At 68.4% G+C, this 26,645-nt stretch carries 26 protein-coding genes and 7 pseudogenes; 8 read left to right on the top strand and 25 right to left on the bottom strand.

Annotation, left to right across the window (positions count from 1 at the left end; translation table 11 throughout):
• Positions 1 to 290: 290 nt before the first annotated feature.
• The 3 genes from ACGFU7_RS22185 to ACGFU7_RS22175 form a co-directional block, all read right to left on the bottom strand.
• Positions 291 to 860, bottom strand: a complete 570-nt coding sequence (locus ACGFU7_RS22185) for a hypothetical protein (RefSeq protein WP_393697726.1) — start codon at positions 858 to 860, stop codon at positions 291 to 293.
• Between the two features lie 362 nt (positions 861 to 1,222).
• Complete coding sequence (locus ACGFU7_RS22180) at positions 1,223 to 1,663, bottom strand: nuclear transport factor 2 family protein (protein ID WP_393697725.1); 441 nt, start codon at positions 1,661 to 1,663, stop codon at positions 1,223 to 1,225.
• Complete coding sequence (locus ACGFU7_RS22175) at positions 1,660 to 2,514, bottom strand: NmrA family NAD(P)-binding protein (protein WP_393697724.1); 855 nt, start codon at positions 2,512 to 2,514, stop codon at positions 1,660 to 1,662. The genes ACGFU7_RS22180 and ACGFU7_RS22175 overlap by 4 nt, the downstream gene beginning before the upstream one ends.
• Positions 2,515 to 2,626: 112 nt before the next feature.
• Here ACGFU7_RS22175 and ACGFU7_RS22170 point away from each other — a divergent pair, with 112 nt between their 5' ends.
• The gene (locus ACGFU7_RS22170; RefSeq protein WP_393697723.1) at positions 2,627 to 3,571 is read left to right on the top strand and encodes an AraC family transcriptional regulator; all 945 of its coding nucleotides are present in this window, start codon (positions 2,627 to 2,629) and stop codon (positions 3,569 to 3,571) included.
• Positions 3,572 to 3,608: 37 nt separating this feature from the next.
• Here the strand turns inward: ACGFU7_RS22170 and ACGFU7_RS22165 are convergent, their stop codons facing one another.
• The 4 genes and pseudogenes from ACGFU7_RS22165 to ACGFU7_RS22150 all read right to left on the bottom strand — a co-directional run bounded on the left by ACGFU7_RS22165 (position 3,609) and on the right by ACGFU7_RS22150 (position 5,514).
• Positions 3,609 to 3,740 (bottom strand): hypothetical protein, encoded by a 132-nt coding sequence (locus tag ACGFU7_RS22165; protein WP_393697722.1) that lies wholly within the window; start codon positions 3,738 to 3,740, stop codon positions 3,609 to 3,611.
• 322 nt (positions 3,741 to 4,062) lie between these two features.
• The gene (locus ACGFU7_RS22160) at positions 4,063 to 4,344 is read right to left on the bottom strand and encodes a hypothetical protein (RefSeq protein ID WP_393697721.1); all 282 of its coding nucleotides are present in this window, start codon (positions 4,342 to 4,344) and stop codon (positions 4,063 to 4,065) included.
• Positions 4,345 to 4,404: 60 nt separating this feature from the next.
• A pseudogene (locus ACGFU7_RS22155) lies at positions 4,405 to 4,644 on the bottom strand (transposase); the annotation flags it as partial.
• A gap of 69 nt (positions 4,645 to 4,713) precedes the next feature.
• Positions 4,714 to 5,514 (bottom strand): SAM-dependent methyltransferase, encoded by an 801-nt coding sequence (locus ACGFU7_RS22150; protein WP_393697720.1) that lies wholly within the window; start codon positions 5,512 to 5,514, stop codon positions 4,714 to 4,716.
• Positions 5,515 to 6,257: 743 nt separating this feature from the next.
• Between ACGFU7_RS22150 and ACGFU7_RS22145 the strand changes: the two genes are divergently transcribed.
• From ACGFU7_RS22145 to dhaK, 4 genes are all read left to right on the top strand, one after another.
• Entirely contained in the window at positions 6,258 to 7,118 is an 861-nt protein-coding gene (locus ACGFU7_RS22145; RefSeq protein WP_393697719.1) for a ketose-bisphosphate aldolase, read from the top strand.
• 4 nt (positions 7,119 to 7,122) lie between these two features.
• The gene (locus tag ACGFU7_RS22140; protein WP_393697718.1) at positions 7,123 to 7,986 is read left to right on the top strand and encodes an HAD-IA family hydrolase; all 864 of its coding nucleotides are present in this window, start codon (positions 7,123 to 7,125) and stop codon (positions 7,984 to 7,986) included.
• Between the two features lie 22 nt (positions 7,987 to 8,008).
• On the top strand, positions 8,009 to 8,665 hold the full coding sequence (gene dhaL / locus ACGFU7_RS22135) for a dihydroxyacetone kinase subunit DhaL (protein WP_393697717.1): 657 nt from the start codon (positions 8,009 to 8,011) through the stop codon (positions 8,663 to 8,665).
• Between the two features lie 71 nt (positions 8,666 to 8,736).
• Positions 8,737 to 9,732, top strand: a complete 996-nt coding sequence (gene dhaK / locus ACGFU7_RS22130) for a dihydroxyacetone kinase subunit DhaK (protein WP_393697716.1) — start codon at positions 8,737 to 8,739, stop codon at positions 9,730 to 9,732.
• A 145-nt stretch (positions 9,733 to 9,877) separates the two neighbouring features.
• Here the strand turns inward: dhaK and ACGFU7_RS22125 are convergent.
• The 4 genes and pseudogenes from ACGFU7_RS22125 to ACGFU7_RS22110 all read right to left on the bottom strand — a co-directional run.
• Positions 9,878 to 10,108 (bottom strand): annotated as a pseudogene (locus ACGFU7_RS22125) (helix-turn-helix domain-containing protein); the annotation flags it as partial.
• Positions 10,109 to 10,120: 12 nt separating this feature from the next.
• Positions 10,121 to 10,360, bottom strand: a pseudogene (locus tag ACGFU7_RS22120) (hypothetical protein); the annotation flags it as partial.
• Positions 10,361 to 10,562: 202 nt separating this feature from the next.
• Complete coding sequence (locus ACGFU7_RS22115; protein WP_393697715.1) at positions 10,563 to 11,591, bottom strand: NlpC/P60 family protein; 1,029 nt, start codon at positions 11,589 to 11,591, stop codon at positions 10,563 to 10,565.
• 285 nt (positions 11,592 to 11,876) lie between these two features.
• Positions 11,877 to 12,097, bottom strand: a pseudogene (locus ACGFU7_RS22110) (NYN domain-containing protein); the annotation flags it as partial.
• Here ACGFU7_RS22110 and ACGFU7_RS22105 point away from each other — a divergent pair.
• Positions 12,021 to 12,200, top strand: a complete 180-nt coding sequence (locus ACGFU7_RS22105; protein ID WP_393697764.1) for a hypothetical protein — start codon at positions 12,021 to 12,023, stop codon at positions 12,198 to 12,200. The pseudogene ACGFU7_RS22110 and the gene ACGFU7_RS22105 sit on opposite strands and share 77 nt — an antisense overlap.
• 102 nt (positions 12,201 to 12,302) lie before the next feature.
• A pseudogene (locus ACGFU7_RS22100) lies at positions 12,303 to 12,467 on the top strand (pirin family protein); the annotation flags it as partial.
• Positions 12,468 to 12,626: 159 nt separating this feature from the next.
• On the opposite strand, the gene ACGFU7_RS22095 reads toward ACGFU7_RS22100, so the two are convergent.
• From ACGFU7_RS22095 to ACGFU7_RS22040, 12 genes and pseudogenes are all read right to left on the bottom strand, one after another.
• Entirely contained in the window at positions 12,627 to 13,052 is a 426-nt protein-coding gene (locus tag ACGFU7_RS22095) for a hypothetical protein (RefSeq protein WP_393697714.1), read from the bottom strand.
• Positions 13,053 to 13,505: 453 nt separating this feature from the next.
• Positions 13,506 to 13,799: a hypothetical protein gene (locus tag ACGFU7_RS22090; RefSeq protein WP_393697713.1), complete on the bottom strand. Its 294-nt coding sequence runs from the start codon at positions 13,797 to 13,799 to the stop codon at positions 13,506 to 13,508.
• 1,156 nt (positions 13,800 to 14,955) lie between these two features.
• Complete coding sequence (locus ACGFU7_RS22085) at positions 14,956 to 15,678, bottom strand: VOC family protein (RefSeq protein ID WP_393697712.1); 723 nt, start codon at positions 15,676 to 15,678, stop codon at positions 14,956 to 14,958.
• Positions 15,679 to 15,808: 130 nt separating this feature from the next.
• Entirely contained in the window at positions 15,809 to 16,426 is a 618-nt protein-coding gene (locus ACGFU7_RS22080; RefSeq protein WP_393697711.1) for a TOPRIM nucleotidyl transferase/hydrolase domain-containing protein, read from the bottom strand.
• A gap of 253 nt (positions 16,427 to 16,679) precedes the next feature.
• Entirely contained in the window at positions 16,680 to 17,531 is an 852-nt protein-coding gene (locus ACGFU7_RS22075) for an RNA polymerase sigma-70 factor (protein WP_393697710.1), read from the bottom strand.
• Positions 17,528 to 18,106, bottom strand: a complete 579-nt coding sequence (locus ACGFU7_RS22070) for a carboxymuconolactone decarboxylase family protein (protein ID WP_393697709.1) — start codon at positions 18,104 to 18,106, stop codon at positions 17,528 to 17,530. Before ACGFU7_RS22070 ends, ACGFU7_RS22075 begins: the two co-directional genes overlap by 4 nt.
• A gap of 123 nt (positions 18,107 to 18,229) precedes the next feature.
• Positions 18,230 to 19,163, bottom strand: a pseudogene (locus tag ACGFU7_RS22065) (nucleotide disphospho-sugar-binding domain-containing protein); the annotation flags it as partial.
• A gap of 200 nt (positions 19,164 to 19,363) precedes the next feature.
• Positions 19,364 to 20,797 (bottom strand): ATP-binding protein, encoded by a 1,434-nt coding sequence (locus ACGFU7_RS22060; RefSeq protein ID WP_393697708.1) that lies wholly within the window; start codon positions 20,795 to 20,797, stop codon positions 19,364 to 19,366.
• Positions 20,794 to 22,452 (bottom strand): FAD-dependent oxidoreductase, encoded by a 1,659-nt coding sequence (locus ACGFU7_RS22055; protein ID WP_393697707.1) that lies wholly within the window; start codon positions 22,450 to 22,452, stop codon positions 20,794 to 20,796. Before ACGFU7_RS22055 ends, ACGFU7_RS22060 begins: the two co-directional genes overlap by 4 nt.
• A gap of 72 nt (positions 22,453 to 22,524) precedes the next feature.
• On the bottom strand, positions 22,525 to 22,677 hold the full coding sequence (locus tag ACGFU7_RS22050; protein ID WP_393697763.1) for a hypothetical protein: 153 nt from the start codon (positions 22,675 to 22,677) through the stop codon (positions 22,525 to 22,527).
• Between the two features lie 129 nt (positions 22,678 to 22,806).
• Positions 22,807 to 22,983: pseudogene (locus ACGFU7_RS22045) on the bottom strand (IS5/IS1182 family transposase); the annotation flags it as partial.
• A 240-nt stretch (positions 22,984 to 23,223) separates the two neighbouring features.
• Positions 23,224 to 23,910, bottom strand: coding sequence for an SDR family oxidoreductase (locus ACGFU7_RS22040; protein WP_393697706.1), 687 nt, complete (start codon positions 23,908 to 23,910; stop codon positions 23,224 to 23,226).
• A gap of 277 nt (positions 23,911 to 24,187) precedes the next feature.
• Here ACGFU7_RS22040 and ACGFU7_RS22035 point away from each other — a divergent pair, with 277 nt between their 5' ends.
• Positions 24,188 to 24,526 carry a DUF202 domain-containing protein gene (locus tag ACGFU7_RS22035; protein ID WP_393697759.1) on the top strand — a complete coding sequence of 113 codons (339 nt, stop codon included), beginning with the start codon at positions 24,188 to 24,190 and terminating at the stop codon, positions 24,524 to 24,526.
• A 78-nt stretch (positions 24,527 to 24,604) separates the two neighbouring features.
• Here ACGFU7_RS22035 and ACGFU7_RS22030 read toward each other — a convergent pair whose 3' ends face one another.
• Positions 24,605 to 25,531 carry an NAD(P)-dependent oxidoreductase gene (locus ACGFU7_RS22030; protein WP_393697705.1) on the bottom strand — a complete coding sequence of 309 codons (927 nt, stop codon included), beginning with the start codon at positions 25,529 to 25,531 and terminating at the stop codon, positions 24,605 to 24,607.
• A gap of 27 nt (positions 25,532 to 25,558) precedes the next feature.
• The gene (locus ACGFU7_RS22025) at positions 25,559 to 26,605 is read right to left on the bottom strand and encodes a beta-propeller fold lactonase family protein (protein ID WP_393697704.1); all 1,047 of its coding nucleotides are present in this window, start codon (positions 26,603 to 26,605) and stop codon (positions 25,559 to 25,561) included.
• Positions 26,606 to 26,645 lie beyond the last annotated feature (40 nt).

Here is a 26,645-nt window from a genome sequence, read left to right as displayed (position 1 = left end):
GCGTCCTCCCTGTCTGCCTCACTGACAAATTGACCAGCAGGGTCAAGCAAGGGCCCGCCGTACCACAGGCTGGACGCGTGCTCACAGGTGCAGCCGCAGTCGGGCCGCAGTTCCCCTGCCTCCCCCCGACGCCCGGGCCACGCTGGGTCGCACGACGAGCGCGCCCTTCGCGCGGGGGGAGACACAGGCGGGGACCAGAAGACTGCCTGTCCGGCGGTGCCGGCCCTACCGTCCGTGAGGGTGACCGGCCGGACAGCTTGTGCAGGGTTGGAGGCTGCCGGACCCGACGACTACGCGTCCCGCCCTGGCGCCTGGTGAAGATCGGCGTCTGCCCAGGCGCCCAGAGCAGGGCGGGGCGGCATATCGAGTGTGATGGCGATGATGCGGCCTCGGGCCAACCGTGACAGCTGAGGGCGAGCGGTGCGGCGAGCGGTGCAGTGTCGACGCGCCCTGCTGTCGGCTGAACGAGCTATCTCGCGCGATGAGTCTGATCGCTGAGGACGCCACGCCGGCCCAAGCCTGACGTCATGGGACGGGCTTGACCGGGTCGCCGAGCGCTTGGTGTGGACGCAGCTCTCGGTCATGCGGGTATCGAGCCAGTAGGCGTCCTTGTCCATGATGCGTATGTCCTTCATGAACGTGGCGAAGTTCGTCCCCATGGACTCCTGGTTGTGGATACCGGAGATGGCCGAGCGTCCGCACACTTCGTAGAACGTCGGTACGGTGCCGTCGATGTTGTACAGGTGCACGGCCGAGCCGGGCTTCTTGGCGAAGGTCTGCACGCAGGCTTTCCCGTTCGGGACGCCCGTGGTGCTGTCCGTGGGAGCGGCCTCGTTCAGGCCGCATTCGCTCTTGGCCATGCCGCCCGGGATCGCCCGCCTCGGGCGGGCAGGCCAGGTCGATGGGGTAGTCCAGCAGCGCGGGCCGGCAAGCATGCTGTAGGTCCGCATTCGGAATGTCCCGTTCCGCTGTGACGGCCTGGTCTTTCCCGACTGTCTCATGTGGGGGACACGGCACTTCTGTCTCACGATCTTGTCTTTTGAGGTCCGCTGCCGTTGTTCTTCGGGACACCCGCGCTTGCCGAGTGTTGGCAGGCTTTCCCGGGCCGGTAGGCGGCGGCCCGTGTCCTCCAAGAGGTCACGGATCCCGCCGGGGCTCTCGCGCTCGGCCACCAGGGTTCCTCGGCGAGAGCGTCGAGCTCGGAGCCGCCGCGAGTAGACCGTTACTGTGCAGGCCATCCGATCGCGTTGAAGACTGCGACGGGGTCCAGGTAGTCACGCCAGTGCGTGACTTTGCGGTCCTTGATGGTGATCACAGAGACGAAGTGGTTGTCGTAGGCCCGCCCGGTTCGGACTGCCTGCCCGTGCACCGCGTACTCAAGCACGATCACCGACGCCTCACGGTCCCGGTGAACGGCCAGTTCGTCCGCGCTCCGCAGGACCATGGTGCTGCCGTAGCCGCGGTAGAGCTCGGCCACGGCCCGGCGTCCCTCAACCCGTCGCGGGTATCCGGGAACGGAAATCACGTAGTCGAAGATGACGTCTTCGGCCAGGAGATCGAAGAAGTGCCGTCCGCCAACGAAGCCTGCCAGTCCTTCCTCGATGATTCGGAAGAAGGGGTCCAGAGCCGCGAAGTCGTCGAAGTCATCGATGGGCGTGGTCACTTGGCGTCCTGGAGGGTCCATGCGGGTGCATTCCGCCGGGCGAAGTCCTGGAAGGTGATGGGCGGCCTGCCCGTGACCTTCTCGATGTCGTCATTGGGCCGGGAACCGTTGCCGGAGATGATGGTCCCCGTCAGCCAGCGGAGCATCACGGCGTAGTCGGCGGGTACGAGGCCGGCTGCGATCGCACCGCCGATCCATGCGTCAGGGTCGATGTCGTTGTGGGTGACGGGTCCGCCGATCACGTCGGCGATGATGTCGGCGACCTCGCTGACCGTGAGCGACTGGGGGCCGGTCGGCGCGTACTGCGCGCCGGCATGGGCGTCAGGGTCGACCAGTGTCTCGACCGCGACCGCCGCGATGTCCGCGGCATCGACGAAGGCTTCCGCGCCGCCGCGGGTCGGTACGGTGATGGCTCCTTCGATGACCGGCACGTGTTCGTCCACGAAGTTCTGCATGACCCATGCGGGACGCAGGATGGAGTGTGTGAGGGCTCCTCGGCGCGCGAGGTCGAGCTCGACGGCCCGGATGTCGACCTCCGGTGGTGCCTGGTCGCTGCCGTAGGTGCTGAGGTGCGTAACGTGCCGCACCCCGGCTCCTGCGGCAAGATCGAGGAAGTCGGACACCAGGCCGGCGTACTTGACCCGCATGACGGGCGTGACGAGGTAGACGCCATCGACGCCGTCCAGGGCACGGGCATGCGTGGTCGGGTCGTCCCAGTCGAACAGCACGTCGGCGCCGTGGCGCGAGGCCGTACGCGCATTCAGACCCCGCTCGATCAGTTTCTGCGCCACCAGCGATCCGGTTCGTCCGGTACCGCCGAGCACAAGTGTCGTCTGCTGTGAATCAGTCATGACTCCATGGTGAGACCACCTGTCGAACGAATCAATGCGTGATCCTCTCCGTTCCTTGTTTCAAACGCTCACGGAATTGACTGCTGTGATTGTCCTGCTTAATACTCGGCGCATGGATCTGCTGTACGACCACCTCACGAGAGCGCGCGCCTCGGGCGCTGTTTTCGCTCGGACGGTGGCCACGCCTCCCTGGGGGTTGCGGCTGGGGGGTTCTATCCAGCTCGCGGTGCATGCTGTCGTACGGGGGCGCGGGTGGCTGTGGTTCGACGATGACTCTCAGAGCCCGATGGAGCTCTCGCCGGGCGACGTAACGCTTGTCCGCGGGGGCCCCGATCACTACATCGGCCATGAACCCGGCGCCGACTGCCTCGAACCGGAGGAGTTCCGGGCGCATCACGGGTGCGACGGACGCTCGGACGACCCACAGGCGACGGTGTTCCTGTGTGGCGCCTACCGGTTTTCGGGGGACGTCGGCAGTGGCCTGCTCGATGCGCTGCCCCAGGTGCTGCCGCTCTCGGCGGCCGTCGGAGATCCCCTGCGCGACGTGATTGGCCTGCTGTCCCGCGAGCTGGCTTCCCCTGAGCCGGGTCAGCCCACAGTGCTGGACCGGCTCCTCGACATACTTCTGGTTCTTGCCATCCGTACCAGTTTCCGTCAGAGCACCACCGCACCTCGCTGGTACCGGGCGTCGGCGGATCCCCGGCTGAACGCAGCGTTGCAAGCCATACACGAGGATGCCGGGCACCCCTGGTCGGTCCCCGAGCTCGCCGAGATCAGCGGACTGTCCCGGGCGGCCTTCGCACGAACCTTCCGAGATGCGCTCGGCCAGACTCCGATGCAATACCTGACCGATTGGCGAATGACCCTGGCCCGCGACTATCTACGCAACGGCGAGCTGGGCCTGGCGAAAATCGCCAACGTGATCGGCTACGGCTCGCCCTACGCGTTCGCCGCAGCCTTCCGGCGCCATCACGGAGACCCGCCCGGAGCATGGCGGCAACGGGAGTTGACCCGCACCAGCAGTCCGGTGGCCGACGACCGCATCCACCTCCGCTGATGCCCGCACGCCTCAGCCTCACCGGTCGGATCGGACGTCACCACACATCCAATGAGGTGCTGATCGCCCTCAGTTCGAAGTCCCGCAGGGTGTGTAGGGCCGGGATGTGACTGAGGGAGGCCCATCCGGCCATGCTCGCACCGATGACGTCTACGCCGATCTTCTTCATTCTGTTCCCCTGAGTGAATCTCGAGCGCACATTCCAGATGTGAGGGTGTGAATGGTCAGCCGGGGCAGCCCCGGCGGCATCCACCAGGTCCTGGACCGAGGCGCCCTCGTATCCCTTGTGGCGGAACACGGACATCGCCCCTCGACGGCTGTCTCAAGGCTCGCTGGACGGTGGCCGCTCATCGGACGTCCGGCCGGCTGAGCAATTCCTCGATCATGGACTTCCCCTTCTGCGCCAGCCAGGTCTCAAAGTCCATCAGCAACGTCCGGGAACCCGGTGGCGGCCCTCCCGGGCCGCCACCGCGTGAGGTGGGGCAGGGCCGTCAGGCCAGGATCGGGATGAGTCCCAGGCCGAAGACGACGTAGAAGAGGGCCGCCACGGCCGGCCGCCCGGGGGTGAGCTTGTGGGCGCGCATCGTTACCAGGAGATAGACGATCGCGGCCATGGTGATCAGCCCGGCCCAGAGCAGGGCGCCGTCGAACTTCCAGCCGGTGAACAGCAGCCCCAGTCCACTGGGAACGGTCGCCTGGATCATCACGGCGCCGGAGATGTTCGCCAGGGCGAGCTTGGTCTTGCCTTGGCGGACCCAGATGATCGCGTTCATGATCTCGGGCAGGCCTTCTCTGCGTAGTTCCGCCAGAAGTACCTCGTGCAGACGGGGTCATACCCCGGCCTCGGTCCAGTCCCGCAGACGCCGCCAGGCCGTCACCCCACTGCAACCCACCCGCTCTGCGGGAACATCCCGCCAGCTCACGCTCGTGCACAGCACGTAAACAATGCCCCGCGGAGCGGCCCGGTCATCCACCGGCAACCGCCCGGGATACCGACGCCGCCTGGGCGGCCGGTCCGGCAGCAGCGGGGCTATACGCTCCCACAGGTCATCAGGCACAAGATCAGCAGACACCCAGCGGATCATGCCGACACAACACCCAACTGCCAACCCACCACACCGATCTCATTCTGAAACGATCAGTTAAGCCTTGTGGGCGACGGCACACCACATGGGCAGGGTGTCATCCGGAGTGTCGGACGGTCCGGGACGCCAGCGGGTCAGGGTGACAACGCCCGGTTCCAGGATTTCCAGGCCATCGCAGAATCGTTGAACCTCTTCGTGGGTGCGGGGGGTGGCGGAGGCGTGGCTGGCTGCACGCTCGTTGTAGATCCGCATGGATTCGGCGACCTCGGGGGCGGTGACGTCGACGGCCGGATGGGACAGGACGAGGTGACTGCCCGGGGCAAGGCGGTCCAGCAGCCGGCGGGTGACGTCCCACGGGTCCTCGGCGTCCTTGATGTACTGCAGTATCGCCACCAGCATGAGGCCGACCGGCTGCTCCAGATCCAGGGTGCGGGAGGCAGCGTCGAGAATCGTGTCCACGTCCCGCGCATCGGTCTGCACATAGTCGGTCTGCCCCTCGGGGCCGCTGACCAGCAGCGCCCGCGCGTGGGAGAGGACGATCGGGTCGTTGTCGACGTAGACGACACGCGATTCGGGAGCGGCCCGCTGGGCCACCTCGTGGGTGTTCTCTGCGGCGGGAATGCCCGTACCGATGTCGAGGAACTGGCGGACCCCGGCCGCCGCGAGGTGACGTACGGCGCGGCCCAGGAAAGCCCGGTTGGCCCGGACCGACGGCACAATTGTCGGGTTCGCCCGGGCAGCGAGTTCGGCTGCCTCCTGATCCACCGGATAGTGATCCTTGCCGCCCAGCCAGACGTTGTAGACGCGGGCGGGGTGTGCGTTCGTGGGATGCGGTGCGGACAGTGCGTAATCGTTCATCGTTCGTCACCTCGTGCGGCCGAAACGGCCAGGTCGGACTCAGGTTCGGCCACGGTACCTTCGTGATCCGCCCCTCACTGCCGATCAGCGGAAATCGCTCGGCGAGCGTTCTGCACAGGCGCGTTCCACGGTGGGCCGGGCGTCGGGCGGTGCGGCACGGAGCACAGGGGACGCCGACACGGCGGGTTCGGCGTGCTGGTCCCGCTCCGCCGCCAACGTCCTCGGCGTGCTGGTCCTAGCAACACGCCGCCTGCGCCAGTTTCGCAGCCGTCCTGTGCTTCGCCGAGGCCGCCGCCGACCACACCGCGCGCAGCCGGCAACATCCTTGTTCGTCGTACCCGTTGCGCTCTCCAACACGATCCGGCACCGCAGATCCAGGGCCTGCGAGAACGTGCGACGCCTGGTCCAGCGCGCGCCCATTGCGGGGTCCACTCCTCGTGCCTCTCGCGGCTGGTCAAGGCAAGGCGTCCTTCACTGTCAGCAGTACGTTCAGGACCACCTCGGCTCAGGTCAGCTCCAGCACCGGCCGGAAGTGTGGCGCGGGCGCGGCCACGCGCAAGGCGATGCTTGAGGAGGGGGAGACAGCGTTCACGTCGCAGGCATCCGGAGCGACGATGATCCAGGCCCCGGTCCCGTTCGTGGACCGACGGGCCGCTCGGGCCGCCTGAATTCAGGCCACAAGTGGCGGGGTGTGGTTCGCGGGCGTGGAATGGAGGGAGCGGGGGCGGAAACGTGGAGGCGCCGTGGGTGTGACACCGCTGACCGAGATCCTCTCCGGGCCTTTCAACGAGCGCTACGCCGTACCGGCCATCAACGTGTTCAACGACCTCACGCTGGAGGCCGTGCTGGCGGCCGCGGTGGAGAACGCGTCGCCGCTGATCGTGCAGACCTCCGTGAAGACGGTCAAGTCCATCGGCAGCGACGTGCTCTACGCCATGTGGACCGCGATGACCGCCGGCATCGAGGTGCCTGTCGCCCTGCACCTGGATCACTGTCCGGAACGCGAGGTCATCACCGAGTGCCTGCGGCAGGGGTGGAACTCGGTGCTCTTCGACGCCTCCAAGCTGCCGGTCGAGGAGAACATGCGGCAGACCGTCGAGGTCGTCGCGGAGGCTCGCGCGTACGGGGCCGCGGTCGAGGGCGAGATCGAATCGATCACTGGTGTGGAGGACGGCATCGGCAGCGACATCGCCGCCGAGCAGCAGGACCTCGCGGTCGCGTTGGAGTTCCTGCGGACCACACAGGTCGACGTCTTCGCACCGGCGATCGGAAACGCCCACGGGTCGTACAAGCAGGCGCCGGTGCTAGACGCCCAGCGCGTGTCCGACCTCGTGGCGGCCTATCCGGTTCCGATCGCGCTGCACGGCGGTAGCGGACTGTCCGACGAGCAGTTCCGCGACCTGATCTCCCGGGGGTGCGCGAAGGTCAACATCTCGACCGCCCTCAAGGAGACGTTCATGAAGTCGAATCTGGCCTTCCTCGAATCGGCGGCGGAGCGGCAGAAGTGGGATCCGCCGTCGCTCTTCCGGGCCGTCCGCCAGGACGTCATCGAGTTGGCCGGTTCCCTGATGAGGCTCTTCGGCAGCGCCGGGCGGGCGGGCTGAGGCCGTGCCCGCGCTCATCTTCGACTGCGACGGCGTCCTCGCCGATACCGAACGCAACGGACACCTGCCCGCATTCAACGAGACGTTCGAGGAATTCGGTCTGCCCGTGCGGTGGAGCGACGAGGAGTACGCGGAGAAGGTGAAGGTCGGCGGCGGCAAGGAGCGGATGCGGACACTGCTGACCCCCGACTTCGTCGCTGCCGCAGGTCTGCCTGCCGACCGGGCTGCACTTGAGGAGCAGGTCGCCGGCTGGCACCGGCGCAAGACCGAGATCTACACCGGGATCATCCGCAGCGGAGGCATTCCGCCCAGGCCCGGCGTGCGGCGGGTCGCAGCGGAGGCGCACGAGGCCGGTTGGACGCTCGCGGTCGCCTCCACCTCCGCGGAGGCGTCCGTCCGCAGCGTGCTCGAACTCGCCATGGGTCCCGAACTGGCAGCTCACTTCAGCGTGTTTGCCGGGGATGTGGTCCAGCGGAAGAAGCCCGCCCCGGACATCTACGCTTACGCCGTGCACCGGCTGGGACTCGATCCGGCGCACGTCGTCGCGATCGAGGACAGCCGCAACGGGATGCTGGCCGCGCTCGGTGCCGGGTTGGCCTGCGCCGTCACGACCAGCGCCTACACCGAGGAGGAGGACTTCACCGGGGCCTCCCTGGTGGTCACCTCGCTCGGCGATCCGCCGCCGGAGGAGACCGTCACCCGGGTGCTGAGCGATCCGCTCGGCGCCCACCCGGGGCCATGGGTGGTGCTTGCGGACCTGGCCGCCCTGCTCACCGCCGGCGGTGACGCAGGCTCCATCGCATCGGGTCCGTCCGCAGCTGGGCCGCTCGACTCCGCGCCGCCTGGTCCCGATCCTCGTTCGCACTGACGTCGCTGTAGTCAGGAGAGTCATGTCATCGCCATCGACACCCGTCGGCGACCTCGCCTTCGTCGTCCGGACCATTGCCCGGACGGCGGTCGACAACGAAAGGGCATTCGGTGACCTCGACGCCGTCGCGGGTGACGGGGACTTCGGGTACTCGCTCGCTCGCGGCTTCGAGATCGTGCTCGCCGACTGGGACGCCCTCGCATCAGGCTCGCCGGCTGAATTCCTGAAGAAGGTCGCGCTGGTGATCTCCAAGCGAGTCGGCGGCACGTCGGGGCCGCTCTGGGGTACAGCCTTTCTGCGGGCGTCCGGGGCCGTGAGGGACCGGCCGGAGCTGGACGCCGCGGATGTGGTGGCCATGCTGCGGGCCGCGGCCGAGGGGATCAAGGCGCGGGGCAAGTCCGACCTCGGCGACAAGACGCTGCTGGACGCGCTGATACCGATGACCGATGCCCTGGAGCAGCGGCTGGCCGATGGCGGACCGGGGGCCGGCGCGGCGGAACTCGCCCGGTTGGCCGCCGCGACGGCCCGTGCTGCGGCCGACGCGACGACATCCATGCAGGCCCGACGCGGTCGCCAGAGCTACACCGGTGAGCGCAGTATCGGCTTGCCGGACCCGGGCGCGGTGGCGGTCGCGGTCATGGCGGAGCGCGTCGCCGCCGAGTGGGACGCACGCGACTGACGGCAGACAGCGGGCCTGGCTCCCGGACCACCTCCCAGCGGCCGGGACCGGCACGATGAAGGAGTTACGGGATGAAGAAGTTCGTCAACGACCCGAAGGACTACGTTGCGGAGATGCTGGAAGGGCTCGCCCTGGCCAACCCCGACACGCTGAAGTACGTCCCCGAGTACAACCTGATCATGCGCGCCGACGCCCCGCAGGAGAACAAGGTCTCCATCGTGCAGGGCTCCGGGTCCGGTCACGAGCCGGCGCATGTGATGACCGTCGGCAAGGGGATGCTCGACGCGGCCTGTCCCGGCGACGTGTTCTCCGCGCCGCCGGCCGACTCCGTCTACGAGACGGTCAAGCTGGTCGCCTCCCCGAAGGGCGTTCTGTTGCTGGTCAACAACTACACCGGGGACCGGATGGCCTTCGAGATGGCCGAGGAGCTGTCCCAGGCCGACGGGGTGACCGTACGTACTCTCTTCATCGATGACGACGTGGCCGTACAGGACTCGACGTACACCGTCGGCCGGCGCGGGGTGGCCGGCAACTTCTTCGTGATGAAGGCCGTCGGCGCGGCCGCCGAGCGGGGTGCGGACCTCGACGAGGTGCACCGGATCGGAGAGAAGGTCAACTCCGTCACCCGATCCATGGGTATGGCGCTCACCGCTTGTACGCCGCCCGCGAAGGGCTCGCCGCTGTTCGAACTGCCCGAAGACGCGGTGGAGATGGGCGTGGGCATCCACGGCGAGCCGGGCCGGAAGCGTGAGAAGCTCCAGTCGGCGGACGCGATGGTGCGCGAGCTCGTCAGCACGGTTGTGGACGACCTGCCGTACTCCTCCGGTGACCGCGTCGCACTGATGGTCAACGGCCTCGGCGGCACACCCATCGGCGAGCTCTACTTGGTGTACGGACGGGCCCACAAGCAGCTGACCGAGCGAGGCATCGAGATCGGGCGCAGCTACGTGGGTGAGTACTGCACCTCGCTCGACATGGCCGGCGCCTCCATCACACTGGTCCGGCTGGACGACGAGATCTCCGATCTGCTCGCAGCCCCCGCCGAGATCCCGATCCGCGTGTTCTGACGGGCCGACGACACTCCTCGCCCGGAGGATCAGGTGCCGCGAAGACCCCGATCCGGCAGTTTCTCCGTGCGGCCGGCCGTGCGGGAGATGTCATCGCGGGACGCGATGTCGGTCATGGCCTGCTTCCCCTCAAGACTGTGTCGGTCCGGGGCCGGGTCCGGGTCGGGGTGCGGCGCGGGCTCGCGTGCGGACGGCTTGAACGGTCCGTCATGCCTGCCTCGCCGGACAGCCGGTAACGGTCCGCCCAACGCCGGGCCGTTGTGGGCGAGACCTGGAAGCGCTCGGCAGCCCGCCGCAGCGGCCGGCCGTCCTCGACCACACAGCGGGCCAGACGCAGACGACCGGTCTCGGTCAGGGGTGCATTACGGTGAGGCACGAGGGCGACGGCGGCGATGTTGAGGGAGCCCAGGTTGCAGGAGATGTCCTTGCCCACGGTCTCGTAGGCGAGGGGGACGTCGTACGTGCTGGGCGTGTTGACCTGGAGGATTTCCGAGTACAGGTTGGACATGTTGATCCAGCCCTCGATCGGGTTGCCGCGGTGGCTCGAGGTGTGCCTCGGCACGCAGAGCCGACCGGTCGACCACCGCCAGGCCGATGATGCTGTGGCCAGAGGCGCGGCGATCGCCAAGTGTCGGAATCGTCGGCGCGACTCCGACCCCCTCCGCTGACACCCACGCCACCGTCCGGCCGGCGCTTCGTCGAGGAGAAGGATCTGTTGGTAGCGGAGCAGTCGGGCATCGGGGAATTGAGGTCCGCCCCGCCGGTGACCTGTGGTCTCCGGCGGGGCGGACTGTCTGCGCGGGCGCGGGAATTCGCCCGTTCGGGCGTCGTCAGCCGACGCGCACGCCGAACTGGAAGCTGCCGATGGTGTTCATCGACTCGTAGCGGACGAACGTGCCCGGGTACGGGGCGTGCAGGACGGTGTTGTTGCCCGCGTAGAGGCCCACGTGCTCGGTGTTGTTGAAGAAGACCAGGTCGCCCGGCTTCAGCGCGCTGCGCCCGATATGGGTGCCGTCGTTGACCTGGGTGTAAGTGACCCGGGAGATCTGGACGTTGGCCTGGGCGTAGGCCCACTGGGTCAGCCCGGAGCAGTCGAAGGATCCGGGGCCGGTGCCGCCGCGGCCGTACGGCTTGCCCACCTGGGTGTCGGCGGCGTTCAGGGCGGCGGCACCCCAGGCGGAGGCGGGGACCTCCTTGCCCAGGTCGACCCGGTCGCCGGCGGCGCGGCTGGCACGCTGTTCGTCCTCGCGCATCTTCGTGCGCTCGGCTTGGGTCATCGTGTTGAGCAGGCGCTGCGCCTCGGCCAGCTTGTCCTGGAGCTTCTTCTTCTTCGCGCCGAGCGTCTTGCGCACGTCCGCGAGGTCACCGAGCTTGTCCTGGGCCTGCTTGCGCTCCTGCGCGAGGACCCGCTGCTTCTCCTGGATCTTCCCCAGGGTCTCGGTCTGCTTGGCCGTCAACTGGTCGAGGGCCGAGGCCTCGTCGAGGAAGGTGTCCGGGTTGGACGAGAGGAAGAGCTGCACCGACGGGTCGATGCCACCGGAGCGGTACTGGGCGGCGGCGAGCGAACCGAGGCCGTTGCGCAGCTTGTTGATCTCCTGCTGGCCGCGGGCCACCTTGTCCTGCAGCGCGCCGACTTCCTTCTCCAGCTTCTGCTGCTTCTCCTTGGCGCCGTAGTACTGCTCATTGGCCGCGCCGGCTTCGTGGTTGAGCTTCTCGACCTTCGCCTTGACCTCGCCCTTGGAGGGCTTCGGGTCGGCGTGGGCGGCCTGGGAGGTCAGGGCCACGGCCGCGGCGGCGGTCACGGTGAGCACGGTCACGCGGGTGCGGCTCGGCTGTTTGGGACGACGGTGGGACGCCACGAAGGCGAGCTCCTTCTTCCTCGAGCCGCCTACCGGGCTATGGGGGGAGAGGAATCCCCGGCTCCGTGCACGTCACGGACTCGGCGGTGTCTTCGCTGCCACCCCGGATGGGTGATCAATCGTGCGAAGGTTCGAAGCTCGACCTTAGTGACCATCTTGTGATCAGTTCAAATCCTCACAGGAAAAATCTCGTCACACGAGATACTTCTTTACTCACATCGCACGCGTTGTAGCGGCGACTTGACGGTCCGTTCCGTTATTTCCGGCAAGTCGCAACAAGTCTCACTAGGCGCGCGAAAGACGCTCCAGGAGCAAAGATGGACGCAACGGGTCTGGCCCCCGCCTTCGCCACCCCGTCGGCAACCTCCGTGGTCGGTGGAGACCACCACGACGGGCCGTCCGGACGGTTCGGCACGCGCCAGTTGACGGATGAACTCGTCCGCCGTGACACCCGGCTTGCTGAACAGCACCCGCACCCCGCGCGGCGGCGCCGGCAGCACCGGAGCTGGGGACGGGCGCTGCGCGCGGGGAGAGCGCAACACAGTCCTCCCCATCCTCTTCATCGACTACGGCATCAAGCAGGGGCGCTGGAGCGACCAACGTCGGTAAGAAAAAGGCTCGGCTCCCGGTCGTGGCGGTGATCCTCACCTCCGTACTGATCTGCTGGGGTGAACGCGGCGGGAGGATGGTCGATGGGGAAATCCGGCCGCCATGTGGTGGAACTTCATCGGGCGTTCCCATGAGGAAATCGAGGAGGCCCGGCAGGGCTGGATGGAGAGCTTCCACTTCGGTGAGGTGAAGGGCTACGACGGCGGCCGGCTGCCCGCTCCCGAACTGCCGCCGGTGGCGCTGAAACCCCGGGGGCGCGTGCGCTGACCGGCGGTGATACGCCCTGCCGACTGATGGACACCGCTTTTAAGGCGCTGTCTGCCTGCCGGACAGATCCAAGCTTGATGCGGCCGAGCGAGCCCAGGCCCGTGCTACCGCCCCGCCCCCGTCAGCGCCGGGAGCGGGGCGGAACCACGAGAAGGGGCGCTACAGCTCCCCGTCAAAGTAGAACCGCCAGCTGTTGCAGCCTTGATCGGGCCCGGTTGCCGTGTCACGCGTACACGCCTTCACGGTGAAGTAGCCCGCTCCGTCCATCCAGCCGAGGCTCGTCCTCGGGGGCGAGCACGAGCCCGTCCCGCCGGCCGCCTGCTCGGACTTGACGAGTTCGCCGTTGAAGTACAAGTAGCCCACCGCGCGGCGCCCGTCCGGCTTCCCTCCGTCGCAGACGTCCAGGAAGACCGCGTCGACCGACACGAAGGCATGGGCGGAGGCCCAGCCGTGCTTGGGTGAGTCGTACGACACGACGCTTTCGCTGACGGGCCCCGCCGACGCCGTACCGGTGCCCAGCGCAAGGAGGCTCGCCGCCGCCGCTGCCGTGCCGAGTCCGGTGATCATGGAGCGTTTGCTCATCATCTCTTTTCCCCGTTCTGCCGATGCCTCGATCGGTTGATCGTCCTGGCGATGAGCATTCCGACAACGCTTGGGCGAGACAACGGCTCTCGCCTGTCCCGGACAGCCGCCCCGTGTCCGGGACAGGCAGCACCGTGCGACGTGGCGGGCGCGTCTGCCGGGGCCTGCGGATGACCCTCGCTCGATAGCTGCTCGCGTACGCGGGTGACTGTGACGGTCGCGTGCTTGGTCGTCCCGGCCGGCACCTCGACCAGCAGCCCCCGGTCGCACGTCGTGTACGCCTCGCCCCCGCTGGACCAGGCCGGGGCGCCCGGCTCGGAGACGACCAGGTCGGCAGCGGCATGAAAACGCACCGAGGCGCTCAGCCGCCGCGACGGCGCCACCCGCCCGTCGGGGAGCTCCACCGCGAGATGCATCGGCCGGGCAGGACCGCCCACGTACCCGACGACCGGGCAGTCAACGGTGTCCGCGTGCCTCAGCTTCCGCCACCCGCTTCGGCTGCGGAGGACTCTCGCGGTCGAGATGGCCGCCCGGCCCGGCAGCCTGTTCGCCACCGAGGTCCACTTCAAGCACCTGTCCGTGGCCACCGGCGAGGGATACGGTGACCCTCGGGAATTGCATCAGACGGGCCTGCAGCGGCTGCGGCACCGTCGCCCACGCCCGCAGCGGCACTTGGGAGGCGCCGTTGTGCGCGAAGTGCACCAACCCCGACCCCGACTTCTGGGGCCGCTGACCGGTCTGCACGACCACCTGACAGCGATGTGTCCTTGACCAGCAAGTACGCGACCTCCTCGGCGACGCCGCCGGGGCCATCCGTCTCGAACTCGCCTCGTTCCACCAGGCATTGACGAGTGCCGAACGCCCGGACGTCGCCATCGCCTGGGTCTCCCGCTCGAAGGCACGCGACCTCCTGGAGCGCATAGGACGCGACGAGAGGCCCGTCACCCACGAGGTCCTCGACGAACTGCCCCCGGGCAAGGCGGTGGCCCACTTGCGCAGTGTCCTGGTCGCGACCGGCGCCCTCCCGCCTCGCGACGAACGGCTCATCGCCCTGGAGAGATGGATCACCGAGACAGTCCAGGCCCGCATCGATCTCGCCGAGCGCCGGATCCTGCACGGCTACGCGGTCCGGCACCACATGCGCCGACTCCGACGACGCCTCGGCCAAGACCACACGACTCGCCTCCAGGATCTGAACGTACGCTGCCACGTCACCGCAGCCGACAACTTCCTCACCCGGCTCAACCGCGAAGGGCTCACGCTGGGGACCTGCACCCGGCCAGATCTGGAACGGTGGATGGCCGACCCCACGGTCAGCTACCGCGACGAGACCGGCCACTTCGTGCCCTGGTCAGTTCAGCACCGGCATGCCCGCGGACTCACCTACCGCACCGTCGGCTGGACCGGCCCGCTGAGCACCATCGTCAGCGAGAAACGCCGGGCCGACGCCCGGCGCCTCCTCAACGACGACACGCTGCCGACCCCGGACCGCATCGCGGGCCAACTGCTGATCCTCTACGCACAGAAGATCGTCACCATCAGCCAACTCACCGTCGACGACGTCCACATCGACCGCGACACCGTCGCGATCACATCCGGCACCTCGCCGGTCGTTCTCCCAGCGTCGCTGGCCGGCCTGGACAGCGAGCTCGTCGCGACCCGCCACGGCAAGGCCAAGATCGGCACCCGGGACGACGTCCCCTGGCTGTTCCCCGGAGGGCACCCCGGACTCCCTCTCACCGACACCCAGATGGAAGCCCGCTGGAACTACGCCTTCTGGATCCAGAACCAACTGACTGTGGTCGACGGCCTTGCCAACGACCCCGCCGAAGCCAGGGCTCGCCAGGAATGGATCAGCGAACTCGGACTTTGGTACGGCGAGCCCACCAACACCGAAGACCGGAGCTTATCGGGGGGTCAGCACACAGAACTCGTGACCGTCGGGGTCGGCCATCACCACCCAGTCGACGTCCCCTTGGCCGATGTCGATGCGCGTCGCCCCGAGGGAGACGAGCCGGTCGACCTCCGCCTGCTGGTCACTGCCGGCCGGTGGAGCGAGGTCGAAGTGCAGCCGTTCCTTCCCCGCCTTCAGCATCAGCGGTGGACCGCCCCACGTGACCTTCGGACCGCCGTGCGGTGAGCGGATCGCGGTCTCCTGGTCCCGGTCCCAGACCAACGGCCAGCCCAGCGCTCGGCTCCAGAAGTACCCGGCCTCCTGCGAACCATCGCCCGCCAGTGCTCCGATGAATCCGCACTCGGCGAGGAAGCTGTTCCCCGGCTCGATGACACAGAACTCATTGCCCTCGGGGTCGGCGAGCACCACATGCCCCTCCTCCGGGCGTTGACCGATGTCGATGTGCCGGGCGCCGAGTTCGAGCGCCCTCTCCACCACCTGCTTCTGGTCGTCGAGGGACGTGCTCGTCAGATCGAAGTGCATGTGGTTCTGGCCTGACTTGCGCTCCTGGGTCGGCAGGAAGCGGAGCCGGAACCCGGCGCCATCGCTGGGCAGCAGCGTGATGCCGTCGGAGGAGTCCTCGGACGTCTCCCAGCAGAGAAAGTCTGCCCAGAAGCGCGCGAGACGGAGCGGGTCGTGCGCATCGAAGCAGAGCGCGTGCAGGTGAGAAGTCATGCGTAGGTCTCCCGGTGGGGGCAGGCGGGTCGTGCTGGAGCCTGCCCAGCCGGTGCCACCCGGTCAACTGATTAACGCCCCGCGCTCGTCCGCTGTCGAGCACGATCGAAACGGCAGCCCGTCCACGACCTCACAGTCTCGCGAGGAGGCCGTCGAGCGGGGGCGGTGTCCGGTCCGGTGCGAGGGCCTCGACGAGGAGACGGCCGTAGCGGATCTTGCGGCCCTTCTTCGTGCCGAGGAAGCGCCGCACCTGCTGATGCCGGGGCCGGCCGTGCTGTGCGGGCTGGCGCTGGAAGGTCTGCCAGGCGCGGAAGTCGCCCTCGGCGCGGAGGATCTCCTCGACTCCTGCCGTGCCGAGCGCGCGGATGAGTTCGTCCTCCAGATCCGCAGCGCACACGTAGATGTCCTGGAGCGGTGCCTGTGCCCGTGTCAGGCCGCGCTCGTAGAAGCCCTGTTCGCTTTCGTCGCAGAGCCCTGTCAGGCGCAGACCGAGGCCGAGCGGCCCGAGGAGGCCGGCATAGCGGCCGACGCTCATTGCCCCGCCCATCGGCACGACACACACTCCCTCGGCGGCCAGGCCCCGGCCACGCCGGGCGGCCAGCGCCTCGACGGCCGCGAGATCGCTCAGCCCTTCCACGAGCACCGCGGTCCGCGCCCCCAGGCTCTCCGCCAGATCGCGCGCAGGCCCGTCGGGACCGCCTGTCGCCCAGTTGGTGACCGCATCCTGGAACGCCCTCATGTCCGTCATGGGGCGAGTCTGCACGTCCACCGGTGGCACGGCACGGGATTATTCGACGGCCTCGGGAACTGCGACGGTCCCTCAGGCCCCGGCCGCCGCAGGCCTGCACAGCTCGCAGCGGCCCTTGCCGTCCCACCGCTGCCAATCGTCGAAGCTGAACAGAACGCCCGAACCCTCCCACGGCGACACCAGGGTGTGGTCGTGTGTGTTCCGGGCGGTTCGAACCTCCCGGAACACACACGACGCCAGAGCAGCAGCGGGCCTACCTGGCGAGTTCGGCCGGTTCATCGAGCCGCGTCAGTTTCCGCGGGTTTGCCATCGCGTGGATCCGGGTGACTTTCCCGTTTTCCACCACGAGGCTCACCGCGGCCAGTCGGCCGTCGCTCTCGATCCGGGCCGCAGGCGCGCCGTTGAGCCACACGACCGACACCACCCGGTCCGGGCGAGCGAGCATCTTCGCCACGAGTTCGGCCCCGTGGACCGGAGCCGGAGCGGCGGCCGCAAGCCCGCCGCCGTCGGCGATCAGGACCACGTCCGGTGCCATGACGTCCAGCAGTTCCTGCAACTGGCCGGTGCGCAGCGCGGCCAGGAACCGCTCCACCACGGCCTGCTGCTCCGACCGGCTCACCTGCGCCCGCGGCCGCCGGGCCGCCACGTGCTCGCGTGCCCGCCGCGCGATCTGCCGTACCGTGACCGCGGACTTCCCGATGGCCTCGGCGATCTCGCCGTACGGCAGCTCGAAGACCTCGCGGAGCACGAACACCGCGCGCTCCGTGGGCCCGAGCGTTTCCAGCACGGTCAGCATCGCGATCGAGACGCTCTCCGCGAGCTCGACGTCCTCGGCGACATCAGGGCTGGTCAGCAGCGGTTCCGGCAGCCACTCGCCGACGTACTCCTCGCGGCTGCGCGACATCGTCCGCAGACGGTTGAGCGACTGCCGTGTGACGGTTCGGACGAGGTAGGCCCGCGGGTCACGTACCTGCGAGTGGTCGACGTCGGCCCACCGCAGCCAGGACTCCTGCAGCACGTCCTCCGCGTCGGCCGCCGACCCGAGCATCTCGTAGGCGACCGTGAACAGCAGGCTGCGATGGGTGACGAACGGGTCCTCGGTCATGCCGTCGACGCTACGCCGGAGTTCTGCGGACGCGCGGCCAGCGGAATCTCGCAGGCGTCGGAGTAGCCCTGCGACGTGATCCCGTGCGCCGTATTGCACCTGGTCGCCATGTTGGCGAAGCCGATGAACACGGTGAGTTCGACCAGCGCCGCGGGGCCGAGCCGGTCGAGCAGACGCTTCGACAGCTCGTCGGTGACGGTCGGTGGCGTGTTCGTCATGGCCTCGGCGTACTCGAGCACGTCCCGCTCCAGCGGCGTGAACACCTCCGACTCACGCCAGCGCGGCACCTGGCTCGCCTTGGCCAGGTCCAGGTTCTGGTTCAGCGCGTGGAAGTAGTTGATGTCGAGGCACCAGCTGCAGCCGACCTGTGCCGCGACGGCCATGTGCGCGAACGTCTTGAGGCTCGCGTCGGCCGCGTCCCACTCGCCCACCTTGGCCGAGAACTCCTGGTTGGCCTCGGCGAGCTTGGGGTTGTTCCACAGCACCGCGACGGGCTCGGGCACGGCCCCGAGCTGCTTGATCATGCTTTCGCTGAGCTCGGCGGTGAGCTCGGCCTTCGGAACGCGTAGCGTCATGGTGTTCTCCTTGTGCGTGTGCCTGTTTGGCCGTTCGGCATGAAGACACCGCCGGACCCGTGCATGTGACAACGGGGCTGAGGAGTATTCCGGGACCCCGGCACCTTCAGTTCCTCACCTGGCGGCTACATCGAGCGCGCCGCCGAGCGAAGGCGTGACGGAACCGTGGTTCCCCGACGCCTTCGCCAGGTCGGCCACCCGGCCGGCCCAGTACGGCTGGTCCACCATCTGAGGTACCACCACCTGGGGCGCGCCGGCCCGGGTGGCCGTCGTTGTCGTGCCGGCGCCGCCGTGGTGCACGACGGCGGCCACCCGGCCGAACAGCGCCTGCTGGTTGACCTCGCCGACGACGAAGCAGTCGTCCCGGCCGTCGACCAGGGCCAGATCGGCCCAGCCGTGGGAGACGAGTACGCGGCGGTCCTGCGCGCGGATCGCCTCGATGGTCACCCGGGCGGCGTCCTTCGAGGCGCGCATGGGCATGCTGCCGAAGCCCACGTACACCGGTGGTGCGCCGACATCCAGGAACGCCACCAACTCGGCCGGGAGCGGGCGTTCGTCCGGCAGGATCCACGCACCGCTCCGCACGACGTCGACGTCCGTCGGCTGCCACGGGCTCAGGGTCGGGTTCGTCGCCGGCCGCGGGTGGTCGGTGAAGACATGGTCGCGGACGTTGTCCACCGGTGGCAGGCCAGTCGACGCCCGGTGGGTGTTGAACGCCGCGCCGAACAGCGCATTCATGCTCCGGGCGTTGAGGTCCCACAGCACCCGGTTGTCGGTCACGTCCGGTGGCAATGGCCGGCCCGGGTACACATGCGGCGGGTGGTGCGGCGACGGCAGGGTGGTCGGCTGGAGGCTCGCGTACACGTAGCGGATGTTCCAGTTTCTCGGCCACCGACCGCGCGCCGGCCGCGGACGGAGACAGGCCGGTCGCCACCAGCGCATCACACCCCTCGGCCGCCACGGCGAGCGTGTCGAAGTACGCGGCGACCAACTCGGCCACGCGCCGGGGCAGGCCCGCAACCGGCGGCGGCGTCGCCCCGGCCACCGTCGGGCGCACCCGCGACGGCTGCAGTGACGCCCGGCAGATCGGCGGAGTCGGCGACAGAAATGCTCTCGCCGGCGCAGATGATATGTCCGGGATGTCTGTCGAGTCCGCGACTCCGGGACGCCATCCCCGTGAGTCGTTCGGAAACCTGCCTGGGCACCTTGATATACGTCCGGTGGGTCGGCGGCGGCCTCGGCGCCCCGCGACAGTCCTTAGGAGTCCTCGGGCTGCAGGTCGATCGGCAGACACACCTGGAAGCGGGTGTCGCCGGGCCGCGAAGAGACCCGGATGTCCCCATGATGCTTGTTGACAATGATGCGGTAGGAGATGTCCAGCCCCAGTCCAGTGCCCTCACCGACCGGTTTGGTGGTGAAGAACGGCTCGAAGATCCGGGGTCTGATCTCAGCCGGAATGCCTGTGCCCGTGTCGGCCACCTCCACGAGCAGCCGCGCGTCCTCCCTCCACGTCCGAATCGTCAGCGTGCCCCCGTCAGGCATGGCATCGACGGCGTTGACGATCAGATTGGTCCACACCTGGTTGAGCTCGGCTCCGAATGCCGGAATCGGCGGCAGCTCATGGGCGTACTCCTTGACCACCTGGACACCGGACGGGATCTTCGCCTGCAGCATCGTGAGCGTGGCGTCGAGCAATGTGTGTACATCCACGGTCTGCTGCGGTGCCCGGTCCAGCTGCGCGTACTGCTTGGCGGCGCCGACCAGCCCGGAGATGCGGGTCACGGCATCTTCGATCTCGCCCATCAGAAGTTCCGCGTCGATGGTGTACGCCAGCCAGCGCACCGTGGAGCCGAGGTTGTCCTCACCGATGGTGTCGGTGACCGAGGTCAGCCACGGCACGCCGATGTCCGCGGCGACCAGTGTCGGTGCCAGTTCCCATGCTTCTGTCACCCCGTGCTCATCGAGCCAGTCGCCGACGGCATCCTCGGCATCGGCAGCGGCCAGCGCGGGCAGACCGGAAGCCTTTGCGGCCTGTTGCACCGCATCATCCTGCAGCTCTACGAGACGGTGCAGGTCGGTGCCGTCCAGCCGACCGTCAGCGATCATGGCGAGTTTGTGGCGCATGCCGGCCACTCGCTCCCGCAGAGCCGCAGTGGCCCGCACAGCGGCTGCCGCAGGATTGTTCAGCTCATGGGTCAGGCCTGCCGACAGCGAGGCCAGGGCCAGCAGCCGCTCCCGCTCACTGACGATCGCGTTGGCCGCCCGCGTACCGAAGAAGAGTCCCTCCAACAGGTGCAGCGCCATCGGGAACCACGTGCGTACCGCGTGGGCGAACTCGTCGGCGGGCAGCACGAAGAACTCGGCATCGGTGACAGCCCGCAGTGTGTGGGGATACCGCTGCTCGACGCGGTCCCCGAGGTATGCACGGGTCGCCCCGCTGTACACGCCGCGCTGATCGGTGCGGCTGACCTCCACCTCGTCGCCGTGCAGCACGCGGCTGAGCGCGATTGCACCGCTGAGCAGCACGAAGAAGCATGTGGCCGGTTCACCCTCCCCGTACACGACGCTTCCGGCCGGCCGTTGCTCAGCACGGCCGCGCTCCGCCAGCCAATTGAGCTGCTCGTCGCTGAGCTTCTCGAACAGGAACAGCGTCCGCAACTGCTCCGGTGACAGATGTACTGGCGTGGTCACTGTGCCTCCAGATAGCGATGCACCAAGGAGACGGCCATGGCTCCCTCTCCGACGGCCGACGCGACTCGTTTGACCGAGGAGGAACGCACATCTCCGGCGGCGAAGACACCAGGCACGCTCGACTCCAGGTGGTACGGATCTCTCGGCAGCCGCCAGCCCGCCGGACGCTGCCCTCCGGTCACCAAGTCCGGGCCGGTCAGCACGAATCCGCGTTCATCACGGGAGACCACTCCCTCCAGCCACTGCGTATGCGGCTCGGCCCCGATGAAGATGAACAGCCAGGACGCAGCAACGGTGCGCACGGCGCCGGACCGACTCTCGCGAAGGGTCAGTCGCTGCAGGTGTCCCTCGCCCTCACCGCCGAGGACTTCGGTCCACGCGTGGATCTCGATGTTGTCGATGCCGTTGATCTGGTCGATGAGATAGCTGGACATCGAACGGGTCAGATCACCTTGGCGGATGAGTACGTGGACGCGCCGCGCGTAGCGCGAGAAATAGACCGCTGCCTGTCCTGCGGAGTTGGCTCCGCCGACGATGTACACATCCTCCCCGGAGCAGCTGGGAGCCTCGGTGACGGCGGACCCGTAGAAGACGCCCGCACCCGTGAACTCCTGCAGCCCGGTGGCGGCCAGCCGCCGGTAGGCCACTCCGGTGGCCAGGACCACGGTGTGGGCGGCAATGGAGCCCTCCGGCCCCAGGTGCAGCACCCGGCCCGATCCTGCTGCTTCCAGCGCGACGGCCCGTTGCGCACTCAGAATCTCCGCCCCGAACTTCAGCGCCTGGCGGCGAGCACGTTCCGTCAGCTGGGAACCGGAGACGCCGTCGGGAAAACCGAGGTAGTTCTCGATGCGGCTGCTCTGTCCGGCCTGCCCGCCGGTCGCCTGCTGTTCCACCAGGACCGTACGCAAACCCTCCGAAGCCCCATAGACGGCAGCTCCCAGACCGGCCGGCCCGCCACCGACGACCACCAGGTCGTAGAAATCCGAGGCCGGAACTGTACTCAGTCCTACCTGCGCAGCGAGTTCCCGCTCGGTGGGGGAGACCAGGGGCTTGCCGTCCGGGGTGATGACCAGCGGTACGTCGGTCGCCGACATTCCGGCGGCGGCCAGCAGACGTTGCCCTTCCGGCTCGTCGGACAGAAGCCACCGGTAGGGCACGAGGTTGCGGGTGAGGAAATCCCGGACCGCGAAGGACGGTGCGGACCAGCGGTGTCCGACCACGCGGGTCTCCGTGATCCCTGGATCAGGCGTGGCGTGCCACAGGTCCAGCAGAGTGTCGATCACCGGGTAGAGGTGCTGTTCCGGCGGGCTCCAGGGTTTGACGAGGTAGTGGTCGAGGTCCACGACGTTGATGGCGTCGATCGCCGCTTCCGTGTCGGCGTAGGCGGTCAGCAGCACACGACGGGCGAGCGGGAAGAGATCCATGGCCGCCTCGAGGAACTCGATGCCGTTCATGTGCGGCATTCGGTAGTCGGCCAGTATGAGCGCGAGCTGATCGCCACGCAGCTTGATCTCGCGCAGTGCGTCCAGGGCATCGAGGCCGGAGAGGGCGCGCACGATGCGGTAGCGGTCGCCGTACTGGCGCCGGATGTCGCGGGCGACCGCCCGGGAGACCGCCGGGTCGTCGTCGACAGTCAGGATTGTCGGGTTCGCCATGGCTCCATCATTCCCGCAAAGATGCGGAAACGACGGGTGAAGATCCGACGGGGGCTTCGGCAACCACGGTGATCAGCTCCGGAGGAAGGCCCCGGCCGGGGCCTTGATCACCATGGTTGCCGGGCGGACAAGGGCTACCGGGGTGCCGACGGCGCGGTGTGAATTGTCCACCGTGGCCGTCGGCAGCGCCTCTCGGTCGACCGAGAGGCGGGGGACGTCGCGCATGCGCGGCTTCGCGCGCTCGGAGAACAGGCCATGGCCACGCTCATGAGCTGACGGCTCCTGCGGAATCCGCGTTGCAGCACTGCTCGCATCACCGGCCCGTCCGGGCCGTCCTCGGCCGGCCGGTCGGCCCGGTGACCATGCAGGCTTCCCCCGCCACGGGAACAGGTCCGCGAACTCCTCGTCGCTGAACAACGGCCCGAGCTCGTCCCGGATCCGGATCGCCAGGCTGCGCTTCGGGAAGGCCACCCGCGCCACCCGCACTGTCTCCGCCGAAACCCCACCCGGTCCACTCGGCCGCATCGACATCGACACACCCCCCATACGACAACGTCGGCCCAAGACCACAACCAGGTCCTGGGAACCGTCGTCACGCGAGGCCCCGAATCAACCAACCGCGTCCCTCGCATGTGTGCGGGGCCAACCGCCTCCGCCAGGCCAGGATCACAGTGTCTTTGCCGGAGGGCCCTGTCCGGGGACCAGCGGCGGATCACGTGACTGCTCAGCTGTCGGTCGTTGGTCTGTGTGGCTGCCCGGTCCCCCGATGCCTCAGGTCACGCGCAGTCCGCCGTCGACGAACAGGTCGAGGGCGTTGACGCCGGTGTTGCGGAGGACGAATTCGGTGGCATCGACGACCTCGGCCGTCGTCACGAGGCGTCCGACAGGGGTACGCGCCAGGTGGGGGTGTTCGGGCGCGTCGCGCCACTTCGGGCTGTCTCCCACCACGCCCGGGTGGATCGCGTTGATGCGGTGGGGTGCGATTTCCACGGCCAGGGTTTTCACCAGACCGGTGATGCCGCTGTTGAAGGCGGTCACCATGGTGGAACCGGGGTAGGGACGTTCCTTGGCCAGGCCACCGAAGAGCACGACCGAAGCGCCGGGGGTGAACCGGTCACGCAGGGCTCGTACGGTCTCGGTGTAGCCCACCAGTTTGGTGGTCACGCTCTCGATGGCTGCTGCGATATCGAAGTCCGCCAGGGAATTGACGCCTTGTTTGATGGCGGTGATCACCAGGTTGTCGACCTCGCGCACTTCGTCGAGCGCGGCGGCGATCGTCTCCGGCCGCGACAGGTCAACGGCCAGGCCTCGGGTGATGCCGCCGATTTCGCCGGCCACGGTGTCGGCGTGAGCCGTGCTGCGGCTGGTGATGATGACAGTGTCCCCGCGGTCGGCAAATCGCTGGGCCACAGCGCGGCCCAGTCCGCTGCTTCCTCCGACGATGATCGAGGTGGTCACGATCCAGTGGTCCCTTCTGGCTGACAGGTAGCTGACAAGGAATTCCTTCGAAGCAGGATTCAGCGGTGACGCAGCTGGATCGATCCACTCCGGTGGCACACGGACTCTGCACCCCCAGGCGCGTCGCCCACCGATTCGTAGCCGGTCGAGCCACTCTGCCGCGTTGCGGCGGAGTGGCGGATCATGCTCGCCGTAGACGTCAGCGAATGGCTGCAGCCGGGGCTGCCAACAGCGCAGACGGCACCCTGACGGAGACTTCCACTGTCGGGGTACCGAGATCCTCAGGGCCCACTGGCAGCCGCCCATCGGCGTCCGTGCTGATCGGACGCGTGTCTGCGCCGATCGGTCCGGTCCGGGGCCACCTGGCAAACGAGCGCACCTCCTCGCGTGGCTGCGCACCTCCGCGAACGCGATGGCGCTCGGGCCGGCGGTGGCCGAGTTCATCGAATACGGGCATACCCGGTCACTGGCCGCAGGAGCCCTGCTGATGGCTGTCGGAGCGGCCGGGCCGGCCCACTGCGCCGTGCGCTACAGGGACGCTGCTGCCGACATCCGACAGCAACGGCTGCGCGCCGCAGGCCGGACCGGAGGACCACTGGCAGCAGCGTCGTACTGACCGTCGCACTCACTGCCGCCCGGCTACTGCTCTGATGGCCCCGGGCGGCCGGGACCGGACCGACGGCCCGCATTCGGACTACGACGGCGGCCTCCTCAAGTAGTCGACTGCGGCGAGATCGTCGTTGTCGTGGCCGGCTGCGACGGTTGCTTCCAGGCGGTCTCGGACGGCCTGGAGCAACGGGCTGGGGGTGGCGGCTGCCGCGGCTAGTTCGATGTCCTTCAGGGCGAGTTGCACCGCGAATCCGGGCGCGTACGAGGCGTCGTCCATGACGCCCACCTTCTGCAACTCGTACGGCATGGCGAGCGGGCCCGCCTCAAGCACCCGGACGAACGTCGTGTGGTCGACGCCGAGTGCGTCGCACAGTGAAAGGACGTCGCTCATGGCGACCGTCGAGGCAGCCATCCACGCGTTGACCACAAGCTTGACGGCGCTGCCCTCGACCCCCGTCCCGACGTGGAGCACGGACGAGCCGAGATCGTCGAGTACGGGACGCGCCCGCGTAAGGACGCCCTCGGGGCCGGCTGCCAACCAGACAAGCTTGCCCTGCCGAGCGGGAGCGGTGCTTCCCGAGACCGGTGCGTCGAGGTACGCAACACCGTGATCACGGGCCAGACCGGCCAACAGGCCGGCGTACCGCGGCCCTACCGTGCTCGCCTGCACCCAGACGGCATCGTTGTCGATCCGACCGATGGCATCCGACATGACCTCCGCGACCGCATCGCCGTCACGGAGCACAGTGATGACGACGGACGCGCCGGAGACCGCATCTCCCACCGCCCTCACTGCCGTGACCCCGGCAGAGTGCTCTGCGACCGCACGGGCCCTCTCCTCCGTACGGTTCCAGAGCCGTACCTCGTGGCCGGTATCTCCGAGACGCATCGCCATCGCGGCGCCGAGTGCGCCTGCTCCCAGAACAGCGACGGTGGAAGCGTGAGACATGGAAGACCTCCTTTCTGTTTCCCTTGTCCATGCTCCGCCGGCAACCCGAGTCTTTACGGGCAAGGAAACCCCCGGCGGGGCGTCGCGGGCTCAGCTCACCGCCACGCCGTAGGGGCTGGCGCCGAGGGTGACAGTCGCGACGACCTTGTGGGAATTCGGGTCGATGACCTTGAGGGTGCCCGCTCCCTGGTTCGTGACGTAGATCGCCTCGTCGGTGACCTCCAGGTTGAACGGGTCGGTGCCGGGAGGGCCCAGGGCAATGGTCGCCGAGACACGGTGGCTGCCGGTGTCGATCACGGATACGTTGCCCGGGCCGAGATCGGCGGAGTAGGCGAAGTGGCCGTCGGGCCCGATGGCCACGTCAAAGGGGCCCTCGCCCACGGACACGGTGGTCGCCTTGCCCGTACGGGTTGCGACGGCAAGGACGTGCGCTGCCACCTCGTCGGCGACGTAGGCCGACTTGCCGTCCGGGGTGATGGCGACGCCCACCGGGGAGCGCCCTGCGGGGATGGTCCGGTCGACCCGGCGCGTGCGGGTGTCGATGACCGACAGGCTGCCGGACCCGGAATTGGCCACGTAGGCCGAACCACCGTCAGGACTGAACGCCACGTTCACCGGAGACTTGCCGACCGGGATGGTCGCGACCACCCGGTTGGTTCGGGTGTCGATCAACGAGACGGTGTTCGAACTGCCGTTGGTGACGTAGAGGGAGTTGCCATCGGGGCTGAGACCGACACCGGTGGGGCTCTTCCCGACCGGCACGGTTGCGACGATCTTGTTGTTCCGGGTGTCGAGGACCGAGACCCGGGCCGAGCCACTGTTGGCGATGTACACGTGCTTGCCGTCCTTGCTGACCGCGACGCCTTCGGGCGCCACGCCGGCCGGCACGGTTGCGACGACCTTGTAGGTACCGGCGTCGATCACCGAGAGCGTGTCGTCCTGCTGGTTCGTGACATACACGCGACCACCGGCACCGGCGTGGACGGGCGCGACCGGCACGGCGGAGTCCTTGCGGACCGAGGTGGCGGGCGTACAGGAGATCAACAGCATCCCGATGCCCGCCGCGAGTACCGGCCGGAGCGTCCTGCCGGGTCGCCGGCGGCCGTTGCCGACTCGGGTCCGCAGGGCAGAGAACATCTCGCCTCCTGTGCGCATAGCGATGGTTCGGTCCAGGGCC

The organism is Streptomyces sp. NPDC048473 (assembly GCF_043200155.1).
In the GTDB taxonomy this organism is placed as follows: Bacteria; Actinomycetota; Actinomycetes; order Streptomycetales; family Streptomycetaceae; genus Streptomyces.
The sequence above is the reverse complement of the archived record's forward strand: the minus strand, read 5'-3'. Positions and strand labels throughout refer to the sequence as shown.